Source organism: Saccharomonospora amisosensis, assembly GCF_011761185.1.
GTDB lineage: Bacteria > Actinomycetota > Actinomycetes > Mycobacteriales > Pseudonocardiaceae > Saccharomonospora_A > Saccharomonospora_A amisosensis.
This window is the reverse complement of the sequence record NZ_JAAOYM010000001.1, coordinates 4,075,132-4,089,803: the sequence shown is the minus strand read 5'-3', so window position 1 is coordinate 4,089,803 and position 14,672 is coordinate 4,075,132. Positions and strand designations below refer to the sequence as shown.

Genomic DNA, 14,672 nt, shown 5'->3' with positions numbered 1-14,672 from the left:
GGAAGTACCACCCCTCATGTCAGTCGAAATCTTCTACGACGACGACGCCGATCTGAGCATCATCCAGGGTCGCAAGGTCGCCGTGATCGGGTACGGCAGCCAGGGCCACGCGCACGCCCTGAGCCTGCGCGACTCCGGTGTCGATGTTCGCATCGGTCTTCCAGAGGGGTCGAAGTCGCGGGCGAAGGCCGAGGAGGAGGGTCTGCGGGTACTGACACCCGCCGAGGCGGCGAGCGAGGCCGACCTGATCATGATCCTCGCTCCTGACACCAAGCAGCGGTTCATCTACTCCGAGGACATCGAGCCGAATCTGTCCGACGGCGACGCGCTGTTCTTCGGGCACGGCTTCAACATCCGCTACGAACTCATCAAGCCTCCGGCCAATGTGGATGTCGCGATGGTCGCGCCCAAGGGCCCTGGACACCTGGTTCGCAGGCAGTTCGTCGATGGCAAGGGTGTGCCGTGCCTGATCGCGGTCGAGCAGAACCCGAGCGGCAACGCGCAGGCGCTGGCGCTGTCCTACGCCGCGGCCATCGGCGGTGCCCGTGCGGGCGTCATCAAGACGACGTTCACCGAGGAGACCGAGACCGACCTGTTCGGCGAGCAGTCGGTGCTGTGCGGTGGTGCCTCGGCCCTCGTGCAGACCGGGTTCGAGGTGCTTACCGAGGCCGGCTACGCGCCGGAGATCGCCTACTTCGAGGTGCTGCACGAGCTGAAGCTCATCGTCGACCTCATGTACGAGGGCGGGATCGCGCGCATGCGGTACTCGGTGTCCGACACCGCCGAGTACGGTGACCTCACCCGTGGCCCGCGCGTGATCACCCCCGAGGTGAAGGAGAACATGCGGGCCATTCTGCGGGAGATCCAGGACGGCACGTTCGCGCGTGAGTGGGTCGCCGAGGACGAGGCGGGCAGGCCGAACTTCCGCAAGCTGCAGGAGGCCGGTGAGCGGCACCCGATCGAGGAGACCGGCGCCAAGCTGCGCGGGTTGATGTCCTGGGTGGATCGGCCGATCACCGAGACCGCCTGACTCCGGCATCGCACCCGAAAGGCCACCTTGGTCCGCTCGACGACCGAGGTGGCCTTTTCGCGCGTTACGGGGTGCTCTTTGCACCCATTTGGCCTACCGTGGCCCCCTATGGATACGGGACACTTGGCCGCCCGTGACAAGGCGGCCATCCGTGCGGAACTCGACCTCCGTGAGGCCACCTGGCAGCGGCTGCGTCCGGAGGGCGACACGCTCGAATACGCCTTCGTCACCCACAGCGACAGTCTCACCTACGTCGCTTTGCGGCAGTCGTCCGAACCGGACGGGACAACCCTCGTCTTCACTCCGTCCGAATGGGACGCCTTCCTCGCCGGTGTGCGCGACGGCGAGTTCGACAGACCACGTTGAACACCACGTTGGGAACTCAGTCTGCCACGGTGCGTCGTGGCCGCGCCTCGCGCTGTGACATTGCCGACTTCCCTCACTCGCTTTCGCCGGTGAACGGCTGATTCCGCACCGTGCGCCGTTGTGGACGTATTGCATCGGCGTTAACGCCTGGAGCTAAACTGCGGGCGTTGAGGACACACTGCCGTGGTCTCCAGATGAGCGCGTCCGCGAACCGATTCCCGAACTCAGGAAAGGCGCATCGTGACGAATTCGAGCAAGCCAGTCGTTCTCCTCGCCGAGAAGCTTGCACAGTCGGCGGTGAGCGTGTTCAGGGACGAGGTGGAGGTCCGACACGTCGACGGAACGGACCGGCCCGCGTTGCTGGACGCGGTACGGGAGGCTGACGCGCTGCTCGTACGGTCCGCGACCAAGGTCGACCCGGAAGTTCTCGGTGCGGCGTCGAAACTCAAAGTTGTGGCCAGGGCAGGTGTGGGGCTGGACAACGTAGACGTTCCCGCCGCCACACAGCGCGGTGTGCTCGTGGTGAACGCGCCAACGTCCAACATCGTCTCCGCCGCCGAGCACGCCGTCGCGTTGCTGCTCGCCGTTGCAAGGCGGGTCTCGGCCGCCGACCAGAGCCTGCGTGGCGGTGAATGGAAGCGCAGTTCGTTCACGGGTGTGGAACTGCACGGCAAGACCGTCGGTGTCGTCGGGTTCGGCAAGATCGGCCAGCTGGTCGCACAGCGCCTCGAGGCGTTCGGCACCCACCTGCTCGCCTACGACCCGTACGCCTCGCCTGCTCGCGCGGCTCAGCTCGGCGTCGAGTTGGTTTCGTTGGACGAGTTGCTGCAGCGAGCCGACGCGATCTCGATCCACCTGCCGAAGACACCGGAAACGAAGGGACTCATCGACGCCGCAGCACTGGCGAAGGTGAAGCCGGGTGCCATCATCGTCAACGCGGCCCGTGGCGGGCTCATCGACGAGGACGCGCTGGCCGAGGCGGTGCGGGAAGGCCGGGTCGGCGGGGCTGGCGTCGATGTCTTCGCCACCGAACCCACCACGTCCAGCCCGCTGTTCGAACTGCCCAACGTCGTTGTGACCCCGCACCTGGGTGCCTCGACGGTGGAGGCGCAGGACCGCGCGGGCACCGATGTGGCGCACTCGGTTCTGTTGGCACTGCGTGGGGACTTCGTTCCCGACGCGGTCAACGTGGCCAGCGGCACCGTCGGCGAGGAGGTGCGGCCGTACCTGCCACTGGCGCAGAAACTGGGCACCGTGCTTTCGGCGTTCAGCACGAAGCCGCCGTCGTCGGTGTCGGTCGTCGCGAGCGGCGAGCTGTCCGGTGAGGACGTCAGCGTGCTGCAGTTGGCCGCGCTGCGCGGCGTGTTCTCCGGCGTGGTAGAGGACCAGGTCACCTTCGTCAACGCGCCCCGACTCGCCGATGACCTCGGGGTGCAGGTGAGCGTCACCACCGAGCCCGAGAGCACCACCTACCGCAGTCAGGTCACCGTTCGCGCGGTGCATGCCGACGGGACGACTCACTCGGTGTCGGGTGCGGTGTCCGGCAAGGGAGAGGTGCCGAAGCTGATCGAGGTCAACGGCAGGCACTTCGACATCCGCGCCGAGGGCCACATGCTGCTGCTGGAGTACCCCGACCGTCCCGGGATCATGGGCCGGGTCGGAACGCTGCTCGGTGAGGCCGGGATCAACATCGAGGCCGCCCAGATCAGCCAGACCACCGACCGCTCCGAGGCGATCATGCTGCTGCGCGTCGACCGCGCCGTGGACGAGCACCTGCTGAAGCCGATCGGTGCCACCGTCGATGCCCGCATGATCCGGGCGATCACCTTCGACTGAGCCACCGAAGCCTCGCGCTGACTGCCCGCCCGCCAACGACTCGAAGCGGGCGGGCAGTTCCGTTTGCTGGCACGGACCGCCTCTCGTCCGCTGTGGAATGGCTGTGGAATGGCTGTGGAATGGCTGTGGAATGGCTGTGGAATGGCTACAGCCTCGCGGTAGCGGTGGCGGTGGCGGTGGCGGGTGGTCCGCACCTTTCCGCACTCGGTGATGTGCACACGGTAGCGCTGTGCCACCATTGAGTGACGGCGGGTGCCGCATGGCTGCGGCGTACGGGTGGTAGGGCTTCGGCCGTTTGTCGGGTGCCGGTAGCCTGCCGTCGCTGGACTCGATGGTGATGGGCAGCCTGGGACGCCGGGTGCCCGACTGACGGAGGTGTGTGGATGCGGCTCGCTGTGATCCCCGGCGACGGGATCGGGCCCGAGGTGGTGACCGAAGCGCTGAAGGTGCTCGGAGAGGTCGCCCCGAGCGCTGAGATCACCAACTACGATCTCGGCGCCTCCCGCTGGCATGCCACAGGTGAACTGCTGCCTGAGTCCGTGCTCGGCGAACTCCGCGAGCACGACGCGATCCTGCTCGGTGCGGTCGGCGACCCCACCGTGCCCAGCGGCATCCTCGAGCGTGGACTGCTGCTGCGGCTGCGCTTCGAGTTGGACCACCACGTCAACCTCCGCCCAGGACGGCTGTACCCGGGTGTGCGCAGCCCGCTCGCCGACCCTGGTGAGATCGATCTGCTCGTCGTTCGTGAGGGCACAGAAGGCCCCTACGCGGGCAACGGCGGGCTGCTTCGCAAGGACACCGAGAACGAGATCGCCACCGAGGTCAGCGTGAACACCGCGTTCGGCATTCGCAGGGTTGTCGCCGACGCGTTCGACAGGGCCGAGCAGCGTCCGCGCAAGCACCTCACGCTGGTGCACAAGACCAACGTGCTCGAGCACGCCGGGTCGCTGTGGTCCAGGATCGTGGAGGAGGTCTCGCTGGAGCACCCCGACGTGACCGTCGCCTACTCCCACGTCGATGCCGCGACCATCCACCTCGTGACCGACCCTGGCCGCTTCGACGTGATCGTCACCGACAACCTGTTCGGCGACATCATCACCGACCTCGTGGCGGCGGTGACCGGTGGTATCGGGCTGGCCGCGAGCGGCAACCTCGACATCACCCGTACCAACCCAAGCATGTTCGAGCCGGTGCACGGAAGCGCGCCCGACATCGCGGGCCAGAACCTCGCCGATCCCACCGCGGCAGTGCTGTCGATGTCGCTGTTGCTCGACCATCTCGGGATGCCGGAGGCGGCACGCCGGGTCGAGGCCTCGGTGGCCTTCGACCTCGCCACCCGCGACCAGGCGTCGCCGGGGAACACCCAGGCGATCGGCGACCGGCTCGCGGCGCTGGTGTCGTCGAACACCAGCCAGGTCGGCTAGGGGAGTTTCGCGGGCGAACCGGGCAGCGGAGCGGAGCCGAGTGCTCCGCTCCTTCGCTTTGGGTCCTGGCCGTGTGGAAACCACCCGATGTGGGCATCCCAGTGGGAAGACAACTCCCGCTGTGAGGTGGTTGGGCATGTGGACATGGCTCAAGAAACTGCTCGCGCGCAGGCAACCGCGCTCATCCAGCGCTACCGAAGCCGACGCCGCCGACGACCCGATGGTGGTCAGGTCAAGGCCGACAGGGGGAAGGCAGGACGACGACCGAGGCGACAACCAGTCCTCAACGGGCCCAGGCCACACCGACACGTTCGTCGGCAGGGTGGCCGGTGAAGATCTCGGCTACACCGGGGAGACAGGGGCTGAGCGGCGCGGTTCGCGATAGGTGTGGCATGATGCCTACCGTGAACACGTCTCGCGTGATCATTATCCGCCAGCGCGCCGGGTAAGTGCTTCCCCAAAGCACCCGGCGCGCAGACCTCTCGCACCCGCGGGGGGTCTTTTTGTTTGTCAGGAGACCTTCTCAAGGAGAGACCCGTGACCCGCACGGAACCTGCCGGCACACCGCTCGGCGACCAATTCCACCTCTACGACACGACGCTGCGTGACGGGGCTCAGCGGGAGGGTATTTCCTACTCCGTCGCCGACAAGTTGGCGGTCGCGCGCCTGCTCGACGAGCTCGGTGTCGGCTACATCGAGGGTGGCTGGCCGGGTGCGATGCCCAAGGACACCGAGTTCTTCGCCAGGGCCGCCGCGGGCGAACTGGCGCTGCGGCACGCGGTGCTGGTCGCGTTCGGCTCCACGCGCAGGGCAGGCGTTCGGGCCGAGGAGGACTCACAGGTGCGCGCGCTGCTCGACTCGCGGGCACCGGTCGTGACGCTGGTCGCCAAGTCGGATGTCCGGCACATCGAGCGGGCGCTGCGCGTGGACGTCGCAGAGGCGTGTGCCATGGTCGAGGACACGGTGTCCTTCCTCGTCGGTGAGGGCAGGCGGGTCTTCCTTGACGCGGAGCACTTCTTCGACGGCTACGCATACGACCCCGAGACGGCACTGCGAGTGCTTGACGCCGCGGGCCGCGGCGGAGCCGACGTGGTGGTGCTCTGCGACACCAACGGCGGCCAACTGCCGCTGGGCATCGCCGAGACCGTGAGGGAGGTCGCGCAGCGCACCGGCCTGCGACTCGGTATCCACTGCCAGGACGACACCGCCTGCGCGGTCGGTAACAGCATCGCGGCGGTGCAGGCGGGTGCGACCCACGTGCAGTGCACCGCGAACGGATACGGGGAACGGGCAGGCAACGCCGACCTGTTCGCCGTTACGGGAAACCTGGTTGCCAAGCTTGGCATGGAGGTGCTGCCCGAGGGCGGTGCCGCCGAGCTCACGCGCGTCTCCCATGCGCTTGCCGAGATCGCGAACATCGCGCCCGACACCCACCAGGCCTACGTCGGGTCGTCGGCCTTCGCCCACAAGGCGGGGCTGCACGCGAGCGCGATCAAAGTGGACCCGTTGTTGTACAACCACATCGATCCGGCTCTGGTCGGCAACGACATGAGGGTGCTGGTCACCGAGATGGCGGGCAAGGCCAGCCTCGAGCTCAAGGGACGCGAGCTCGGGCTGGACCTGGCCGCACAGCCGGAGGCGCTTTCCAGCGCGGTGAAGAAGGTCAAGAGCATGGAGGCGCAGGGCTGGTCGTTCGAGGCCGCCGACGCGTCGCTGGAGCTGTTGCTGCTGGCCGAGACGGGGAAGGCACCCGCGGAGCCGCCCTTCACGCTGGAGTCCTACCGGGTGGTACTCGACCACCGTGTGGGTGGCGAGGTCGGATCGGAGGCCACGGTCAAGGTGCACGTCGGTGGCCAGCGGGTGATCGCCACGGCGGAAGGAAACGGCCCGGTGCACGCTCTGGACGCCGCCCTGCGCAAGGCGCTCTCGCCGCACCTGTCCTGGTTGGACAGCGTGGAGCTGAGTGACTACAAGGTGCGCATCCTCGCAGGCCATCCGGGTACCGACGCGGTCACGCGGGTGTTGGTCGAGTCGTCCGACGGCGAGCGGGAATGGACGACCGTCGGTGTTCACGCCAACATCGTCGAGGCGAGCTGGCTCGCTCTGTGCGACGCCCTGGTGCACAAGAGCCTGCGGAAGTAGGCGGCGCGTGCCAGCGCCGATCGGCACCGGCCCGACCCGTTGCCTACGGCACGCGCCCATGGCCCGAGTTAGGATTCGACGGTGCGACTGGCTCGAATTGCTCACCCCGATGGTGTCGCGTTCGCCTCGATCGAGGGGGACGGTGACGAAGCGCAGGTTCTCGAGATCGCCGATCATCCGTTCGGAAAGCCGAACTTCACGGGACGGCGGTGGCCGCTCGCGGACGTGCGGCTGCTCGCGCCCATCCTGCCCACGAAGGTGATCGCGGTCGGCCGCAACTACGCCGCCCACGCGCAGGAGTTCGGCAACGAGGTTCCCGGCGAACCGATGATCTTCCTCAAGCCGTCCACCAGCGTGATCGGCCCCAACGCGGCGATCAAGTTGCCCGCGGTGTCGACGAGGGTCGACTTCGAGGGCGAACTGGCCGTGGTGATCGGGCAGCCGGTGAAGAACGTGCCCGCCGCTCGCGCGGGGGCCGCCGTCCTCGGCTACACGATCGCCAACGACGTCAGCGCACGGGATCTGCAAGAGTCCGACGGGCAGTGGGGAAGGGCCAAGGGCTTCGACACCTTCTGCCCTGTCGGTCCCTGGATCGAGACCGCTGTCGATCCCGCCGACCTCGCCATCCGTTCCGAGGTGGACGGCGAGGTCAAGCAGGACGCGCGGACCTCGGCACTGGTGCACAAGGTGCCCGAACTCGTGGAATTCGTCTCGGCGGTGATGACGCTGTTGCCAGGCGACCTCATCCTGACCGGCACCCCGGAGGGCGTCGGACCGATCACGGCCGGCCAGCAGGTGTCGATCACGGTCGAGGGGATCGGCACACTAACCAACCCGGTACAGGCAGCCTGAACTTGCCGCGCCCTCAGCCGGGCGGCCGCCGCGCGAACGCGGGAGCGTGTTCCGGCCGGGGGCCAACCCCGACGAGGTAGGCGGGCACGAACGACAACCACGGCATCCGTCGCAGCGCCGTGGTGACCGGTTTCGGCGGGCCAGCCCGGTTGCCTTCGACGAGCGGCGCGGCGACCGTGCGGTGCAGGAGGTGCTGAAGCGCCTGCACGATGACGGTCGGCAATTGCCGCCTTCGCCGGACCTTCGCTAGTGTCCGGCCGCTGACGCGGCCCCGCCGTAGCGGACCGGCGAGCAGCGTGGCCGCTGCCACGGCGTCCTGCACGGCGAGGTTGATGCCGACGCCGCCGATGGGCGACATCGCGTGTGCGGCGTCACCGATGCACAGCAGGCCGTCGAGGTGCCAGCGGCTCAGCCGGTTGAGCCGGATGTCCAGGTGTTTGACGTCGTCCATCGACGCCAGCTCATCGAGGCGGTCGGCAAGGTCGACGAGCAGCCTGCCTGCCTCGTGCCGGAAACTCTCGATGCCGCGGGCGCGCAGCATCGGGTCGATGCCCTTCTTGCCGATGTAGGCGATCTGATAGAAGTCCGTCCTCGGGATGACGATCGCGAACCGACCGTCGCGCAGGGTCGGCCGTAGCGAGGAGTGGTCCTCTTCGGGCTTCCTGCTGAGCCGGAACCACCACGCGTCGATGGGCACGGGCAGTTCCTTGTAGCGCAGTTCTGGTAGCTCCCGCGCGATGGACCATCGCCCGTCGCAGGCCACGGTCAGCTCGGCTCTGACCTCACCGGTCGTGCCGTCGTCGGTGCGGTAGCGCACCCCCCGCACCCGGCCACCCTCACGGATCAGGTCGGTCGCCTCCGTGCGCATCCGCAACCGGAAGGTGGGCTCCCGGTTGCCCGCCTCGGCGAGGAGGTTGAGCAGATCCCACTGCGGTGTGATGGCGATGTATGGATGGGGCACCTTCAGCCGTCGCAGATCACCGACGACGACGTACTCCCGTTCGTCGATGGGGAAGGCGATCTGTTCCATCCGGCTCTGCGGCAACTTGGCGAAGGCTTCACCGAGGCCGAGTTCGTCCAGCAACCGCATCGTCGAAGGGTGCACCGTGTCGCCTCGGAAATCCCGAAGGAAGTCGGCGTGCTTCTCCAGCACGGTCACTTCGATCCCGGCTCGTGCCAGCAGCAGGCCCAGCATCATTCCGGCGGGCCCGCCCCCGATCACGACGCATGCCGTCCGTTCGGCCATGGCCGCCCCCTTATTCATCGAGTGTTGAATATCTTCACGATGCACCGGATTCACGCCCGCGTCAAGAGCGATACGCTGGAGCGGCTATGAGTGAGACGAACGCCGTACGCGCCCGCTTCTGCCCTTCCCCCACCGGGATGCCGCATGTCGGCCTCATCCGCACTGCCCTGTTCAACTGGGCGTTCGCGCGGCATCACGGCGGCAGCCTGGTGTTCCGGATCGAGGACACCGACGCGGCAAGGGACACCGAGGAGTCCTACGAGGCTCTGCTCGACGCGCTGCGCTGGCTGGGACTGGACTGGGACGAGGGCCCTGAGGTCGGCGGCGAGTACGGGCCGTACCGGCAAAGCCTGCGCGGTGAGGTCTACGCCGGCATCGCCGCCCGGCTGCTGGAGGCGGGCGAGCTGTACGAGGCGTTCTCCACCAACGAGGAAGTCGAGCAGCGGCGCAGGGAGGCGGGCCAGGACCCCAAGCTGGGCTACGACAACTACGACCGTGAGCTGACCGGCGAGCAGAAGGAGCGGCTACGCGAGCAGGGCCGCGAGCCCGTGCTGCGGCTGCGCATGCCGGAGGAGGACATCACCTGGACCGACCTGGTGCGCGGGGGCATCACGTTCAGGGCGGGCACGATCCCTGACCCGGTGCTCGTGCGAGCCAGCGGCCAGCCGCTCTACACGCTCACCAACCCGGTCGACGACGCGCTCATGCGGATCACGCACGTACTGCGCGGCGAGGACCTGCTGCCGTCGACCCCCCGGCAGATCGCGCTGTACCAGGCGCTGCGCCGGATCGGCGTCACCGACTTCGTGCCCGAGTTTGGTCACCTGCCATACGTACTGGGGGAGGGCAACAAGAAGCTGTCCAAACGAGACCCCTCGTCGAACCTGTTCAACCTCCGCGACCGCGGCTTCATCCGCGAGGGGCTGTTGAACTACCTCGCGCTGCTCGGCTGGTCGATCGCCGAGGATCGGGACGTGTTCGGCGTCGACGAGCTGGTCGAGGCGTTCGAGATAACCAAGGTGAGCGCGAACCCGGCCCGGTTCGACATCAAGAAGGCCGAGGCGATCAACGGCACGCACATCCGTGCGCTGCCCGTGCAGGAGTTCACCCGGCGAGTCACGCCCTACCTGAGTTCCGCGGGCGTGCTCCCGGCGACACCGAGCGACGAGCAGTTGGCCACCCTGCGAGCGATCGCCCCGCTCGTGCAGGAGCGCGTCACCGTGTTGTCCGAAACGGTCGATCTCGTCCGATTCCTATTCGTCGCCGAGGAGGAGTTCGCGCCGGAGGAGGCCGCCGCGGCGAAGGCGCTCGGTCCTGACGCGGAGCCGGTGCTGCGCGCCGCCGTCGAGGCACTCGACACATTGCCCTCGTGGGACAGTGCCGCCATCGAGCAGGCGCTCAAGCAGGCGCTCGTGGATGGACTCGGGCTCAAACCCCGTAAGGCATTCGCTCCGATACGCGTCGCCGTTACAGGGCGGACAATTTCACCCCCGCTGTACGAGTCGATGGAACTACTCGGACGCCAGGTGTCACTCGCACGCTTGCGGCGGGCCCTCACGGGCAACTCAGCGTAGGGGGCTGGACCGAAACAGCGGCCGGGTTTTCACCTCGTCAGCCGAGTCGATCAAAGCGAAAGTGCCCTAGCCTCTCGGGGTGGCTTTTGCGCTTGGCTCCCCGACGGCATCGCAAAGAGTTTCCGAACACGACGACGCTCCCCCCTGGACACCGCCGGAACTGCGGTTGGTCTGCCTTGACATCGACGACACGTTGATCGACTTCTCCGCGGCGAGTCGAAGATCGCTCGAAGCGCTGATCGGCAGAACCGACATGTGGCCGGTGTGGGAGCGAATCACCGACGAGCACGTGGCGAGGGTCGTCACGGGCGAGTTGGAGTACCCCGACATGCACGGCAGGCGTACCCAGGCGTTCCTGGCCGAACTGGGTATCAGCGTCGGCATGGCGGACGTCGCCGGGTTCGAGAAGAAACGCAAGGAGATGCTGCGCCGCTCGTGGCGGCTCTTCGACGATGTCCTGCCCTGTTTGGAATGGCTGACGGCGGCGGGTGTGCGGCTCGCGGCCGTCACGAATGCTTCCGGCGCCCACCAGCGGGAGAAGCTCGCGATGCTGGGGCTCGCGCGCTTCTTCGACTACGTCGCCATCGCGGGCGAGGTCGGTGTCGCCAAACCCGACCCCGTGATGTTCAAGACGGTCTGCTTCAAGCTCGACTGCGAACCGGCGCAAGCCGTGCACGTGGGGGACAAGCTGGCTACCGACGCCGTTGGTGCCCGCGACGCGGGGTTGGGTGGGGTGTGGCTCGACCGGACAGGGACGGCTGCTGACGTCCCGTCGGACGTGCACGTGCTCTACACCCTCGCCGATCTGCCTGAGCTGCTGGTCTCGGAGTTCGCCAGGGTGGGGGTGCCCGTTCCCCGTTGAGGGCAAGGGCCGGTTATCGGGCAGGCTTCGCCGTGGTCTAGTATTTCTTTCCAGCGGTGCCGAGCCGGAGTGCGCTTGGGTGAGGCATCTCTTGGGGTATGGTGTAATTGGCAGCACGACTGATTCTGGTTCAGTTAGTCTAGGTTCGAGTCCTGGTACCCCAGCTGCTCAGAGAAAACCACCACCTGGTAGGTTGTCTCAGGCAACACAGCAAGCCCCCGTCGTCTAGCGGCCTAGGACGCCGGCCTCTCACGCCGGTAGCGTGGGTTCGAATCCCATCGGGGGTACGCCAAAAGCGAGGGCCTTGTTCGAGAGAAAATCTCGAACAAGGCCCTCGCTTTTTCGATATCGCCGTCAAATGCCCGCGAGTCCGGTTCGCGGGCGGGGACCGGCGAACCGGACGCCTCAGAGTCGGTCTTGCAGCGCCTCCGCCGCCGCCAGCAGATCCGCGGCCCACCGCCCGCCGGGCTTGCGGCCGATGCGCTCGACCGGCCCTGATACCGACACCGCCGCCACCACCGCGCCGGTCGTGTCGCGAACCGGCGCCGACACACTCGCCACCCCCGGCTCACGTTCGGCGACACTCTGCGCCCACCCCCGCCTGCGCACTTCGAGCAGGGTCCGCTCGCCGTAGACGGCGTCGGCCAGGATCGCTCGCTGGGTGTGCTCGTCCGCCCACGCCGCGAGCACCTTCGCCCCCGACCCGGCCGTCATCGGCAGCCGCGCGCCAACCGGCACGGTGTCGCGCAACCCGCTCGGCGGCTCCGCCGTGGCCACGCACACCCGCTGGACACCGTCCCTGCGGTACAGCTGGACGCTCTCGCCGGTGATGTCGCGCAGCTTCGGCAGTATCACGCTCGCGGCATCCAGCAACGGGTCCACCGTGCCGCCAGCCAGTTCGGCGAGGGCAGGCCCCGCCCGCCACCTCCCGTCGGGACCGCGGCGCAGCATCCGGTGCACCTCCAGCCCTACGGCCAGCCGGTGCGCGGTCGCGCGCGGTAGCCCGGTGCGTGAACACAACTCCGCCAGCCCGCACGGCTCCTCCGACACGGCGTGCAACACGGCGACCGCCTTGTCGAGAACACCGATGCCGCTGGCCCGAGCTTCAGATGTCTGCTGGTTGCTAACATTGGGCTGTCCCACAAAGCGATACTATAATCTCGCAGTTTGGGAAGTCCAGAATCGGCATGCTCACGTAAGGAGCCCTGATGACAATCAAGCGGGGCCGCACACTGGCAGAGAAAGTGTGGGACGCGCACACCGTGCGCCGCGGCCAAGGCGCTGAGCCGGACCTGCTCTACATCGATCTTCACCTCGTGCACGAGGTCACCAGCCCGCAGGCGTTCGACGGGCTACGCCTGGCTGGCAGGAAGGTTCGCAGGCCCGACCTCACGATCGCGACCGAGGACCACAACGTTCCCACAACGGGCATCGACCTGCCCATCGCCGATCCGGTCTCCCGTACCCAGGTGGACACGCTTCGCCGCAACTGCGCGGAGTTCGGCATCCGCCTGCACCCCATGGGAGATGACGAGCAGGGCATCGTGCACGTCATCGGCCCCCAACTCGGCCTGACGCAGCCCGGTATGACCGTGGTGTGCGGTGACAGCCACACCTCGACACACGGTGCCTTCGGCGCGATGGCCTTCGGTATCGGCACGTCCGAGGTCGAGCACGTGCTCGCCACGCAGACGCTTCCGCTGCGTCCGTTCAAGACCATGGCGATCAACGTCAACGGCGACCTGCGCCCGGGCGTTACCGCCAAGGACGTCATCCTCGCCGTCATCGCCAAGATCGGCACCGGTGGCGGGCAGGGATACGTGCTCGAGTACCGGGGTAGCGCCATCGAGTCGCTCTCGATGGAGGCGCGGATGACCATCTGCAACATGTCCATCGAGGCAGGCGCCCGAGCGGGCATGATCGCGCCCGACGAGACGACCTTCGCCTACCTCAAGGACCGCCCGCACGCGCCGAAGGGCGCCGACTGGGACGCCGCGGTGGCCAACTGGCGTGAACTGCGCACCGACGCCGAAGCCGAGTTCGACGCCGAGGTGGACATCGACGCCGCCCAGCTCACCCCGTACGTGACCTGGGGTACCAACCCCGGCCAGGGGTTGCCGCTTTCGGAGTCGGTTCCCGACCCCGAGCGGATCACGGACGAGACCGAGCGCGTGGCCGCCGAGAAGGCCCTGTCCTATATGGATCTTGTTCCGGGGACCCCGCTGCGGCAGATCGCGGTGGACACCGTGTTCCTCGGCTCGTGCACCAACGGCCGGATCGAGGACCTGCGTGCCGCGGCCACGGTGCTGCGTGGCCGCAAGGTGGCCGACGGGGTGCGCATGCTTGTCGTGCCCGGCTCGATGCGGGTGCGCCAGGTGGCGGAGGCCGAAGGGCTGCACGAGATCTTTACGCAGGCGGGCGCCGAGTGGCGGCAGGCAGGCTGCTCGATGTGCCTCGGGATGAATCCCGACCAGTTGAAGCCCGGTGAGCGCAGCGCGTCGACCTCGAACCGCAACTTCGAGGGTCGGCAGGGCAAGGGTGGTCGCACCCACCTGGTCTCGCCGCTCGTGGCGGCCGCGACGGCCGTACGGGGCACCCTGTCCTCGCCGGAAGACCTGGACTGAAGGAGCGTTACAGAACATGGAGCCCTACACCAAGCACACCGGGGTCGGAGTGCCGCTGCGCAGGTCCAACGTGGACACGGACCAGATCATCCCCGCCGTCTACCTCAAGCGCGTGACCCGTACGGGCTTCGAGGACGGTCTGTTCGCCGCCTGGCGCGGCGACGAGCAATTCGTGCTCAACCAGGAGCCGTACCGGGCGGGCAGCGTGCTCGTCGCCGGGCCGGACTTCGGTACGGGTTCGTCCAGGGAGCATGCCGTCTGGGCACTGCTGAACTACGGCTTCCGGGTGGTCATCTCCTCTCGGTTCGCCGACATCTTCCGGGGCAACTCGGGCAAGCAGGGCCTGCTCGCCGCCGAGTGCGAGCAGGCCGATGTCGAGCAACTGTGGAAGATCCTCGAGAGCGAGCCGGGCACCCAGGTCACCGTCGACCTGCGGGAGAAGACGGTACGGGCCAAGGACTTCGTCGCCACCTTCTCGATCGATGACTACACCCGCTGGCGACTGCTCGAGGGACTCGACGACATCGCGTTGACACTGCGCCATGCCGACGACATCGAGGCCTTCGAGGCGAAGCGACCCTCCTGGAAGCCTTCCACCACGCCGGTGTAGCCGCGTTGGGCACGGATTCCCTGCTCGAAAAGGGAATCCGTGCTCCGGCTCCGGTACGACGATGTCACGCGAGACGGCCCTTCGAAGGGGACCGCGAGGGGGCCCG

Annotated in this window: 14 protein-coding genes and 2 tRNA genes; 14 read left to right on the top strand and 2 right to left on the bottom strand. The window is 67.7% G+C overall.

The genetic code is table 11. The features are described from left to right. Positions 1-16 precede the first annotated feature (16 nt). The 8 genes from ilvC (at position 17) to FHU38_RS19850 (ending at position 7,650) form a co-directional block, all read left to right on the top strand. Positions 17-1,030 (top strand): ketol-acid reductoisomerase, encoded by a 1,014-nt coding sequence (gene ilvC / locus FHU38_RS19880; protein WP_167173607.1) that lies wholly within the window; start codon positions 17-19, stop codon positions 1,028-1,030. Between the two features lie 108 nt (positions 1,031-1,138). Continuing rightward, the gene (locus tag FHU38_RS19875; RefSeq protein ID WP_167173605.1) at positions 1,139-1,396 is read left to right on the top strand and encodes a DUF397 domain-containing protein; all 258 of its coding nucleotides are present in this window, start codon (positions 1,139-1,141) and stop codon (positions 1,394-1,396) included. Positions 1,397-1,636: 240 nt separating this feature from the next. After that, entirely contained in the window at positions 1,637-3,232 is a 1,596-nt protein-coding gene (gene serA, locus FHU38_RS19870; RefSeq protein WP_167173603.1) for a phosphoglycerate dehydrogenase, read from the top strand. A 119-nt stretch (positions 3,233-3,351) separates the two neighbouring features. Beyond that, a complete protein-coding gene (locus FHU38_RS27810; protein WP_279590188.1) occupies positions 3,352-3,474 on the top strand; it encodes a hypothetical protein in 123 nt (40 codons plus the stop codon). A 141-nt stretch (positions 3,475-3,615) separates the two neighbouring features. Further along, complete coding sequence (locus tag FHU38_RS19865) at positions 3,616-4,656, top strand: 3-isopropylmalate dehydrogenase (RefSeq protein ID WP_167173601.1); 1,041 nt, start codon at positions 3,616-3,618, stop codon at positions 4,654-4,656. 136 nt (positions 4,657-4,792) lie between these two features. Further along, the gene (locus FHU38_RS19860) at positions 4,793-5,041 is read left to right on the top strand and encodes a hypothetical protein (RefSeq protein WP_167173599.1); all 249 of its coding nucleotides are present in this window, start codon (positions 4,793-4,795) and stop codon (positions 5,039-5,041) included. Positions 5,042-5,193: 152 nt separating this feature from the next. After that, complete coding sequence (gene cimA, locus FHU38_RS19855) at positions 5,194-6,798, top strand: citramalate synthase (protein WP_167173598.1); 1,605 nt, start codon at positions 5,194-5,196, stop codon at positions 6,796-6,798. Between the two features lie 81 nt (positions 6,799-6,879). Further along, complete coding sequence (locus FHU38_RS19850) at positions 6,880-7,650, top strand: fumarylacetoacetate hydrolase family protein (protein WP_167173596.1); 771 nt, start codon at positions 6,880-6,882, stop codon at positions 7,648-7,650. 13 nt (positions 7,651-7,663) lie between these two features. On the opposite strand, the gene FHU38_RS19845 is transcribed toward FHU38_RS19850, so the two are convergent. Further along, positions 7,664-8,896, bottom strand: coding sequence for an FAD-dependent oxidoreductase (locus FHU38_RS19845; RefSeq protein WP_167173594.1), 1,233 nt, complete (start codon positions 8,894-8,896; stop codon positions 7,664-7,666). Positions 8,897-8,982: 86 nt separating this feature from the next. On the opposite strand from FHU38_RS19845, the gene gltX reads away from it, so the two are divergent. The 4 genes from gltX (at position 8,983) to FHU38_RS19825 (ending at position 11,619) form a co-directional block, all read left to right on the top strand. Next, the gene (gene gltX, locus FHU38_RS19840) at positions 8,983-10,470 is read left to right on the top strand and encodes a glutamate--tRNA ligase (RefSeq protein ID WP_167173592.1); all 1,488 of its coding nucleotides are present in this window, start codon (positions 8,983-8,985) and stop codon (positions 10,468-10,470) included. A 166-nt stretch (positions 10,471-10,636) separates the two neighbouring features. Next, on the top strand, positions 10,637-11,332 hold the full coding sequence (locus tag FHU38_RS19835) for an HAD family hydrolase (RefSeq protein WP_167176331.1): 696 nt from the start codon (positions 10,637-10,639) through the stop codon (positions 11,330-11,332). A 92-nt stretch (positions 11,333-11,424) separates the two neighbouring features. Beyond that, positions 11,425-11,496, top strand: a tRNA-Gln gene (locus tag FHU38_RS19830). A gap of 50 nt (positions 11,497-11,546) precedes the next feature. Further along, positions 11,547-11,619 (top strand) — tRNA-Glu (locus FHU38_RS19825). Between the two features lie 118 nt (positions 11,620-11,737). On the opposite strand, the gene FHU38_RS19820 is transcribed toward FHU38_RS19825, so the two are convergent. Beyond that, positions 11,738-12,475, bottom strand: coding sequence for an IclR family transcriptional regulator (locus FHU38_RS19820; protein ID WP_167173590.1), 738 nt, complete (start codon positions 12,473-12,475; stop codon positions 11,738-11,740). A gap of 65 nt (positions 12,476-12,540) precedes the next feature. On the opposite strand from FHU38_RS19820, the gene leuC reads away from it, so the two are divergent. Then, positions 12,541-13,956, top strand: coding sequence for a 3-isopropylmalate dehydratase large subunit (gene leuC, locus FHU38_RS19815; RefSeq protein WP_167173588.1), 1,416 nt, complete (start codon positions 12,541-12,543; stop codon positions 13,954-13,956). A 16-nt stretch (positions 13,957-13,972) separates the two neighbouring features. Then, positions 13,973-14,566 carry a 3-isopropylmalate dehydratase small subunit gene (leuD, locus tag FHU38_RS19810; RefSeq protein ID WP_167173585.1) on the top strand — a complete coding sequence of 198 codons (594 nt, stop codon included), beginning with the start codon at positions 13,973-13,975 and terminating at the stop codon, positions 14,564-14,566. Positions 14,567-14,672 lie beyond the last annotated feature (106 nt).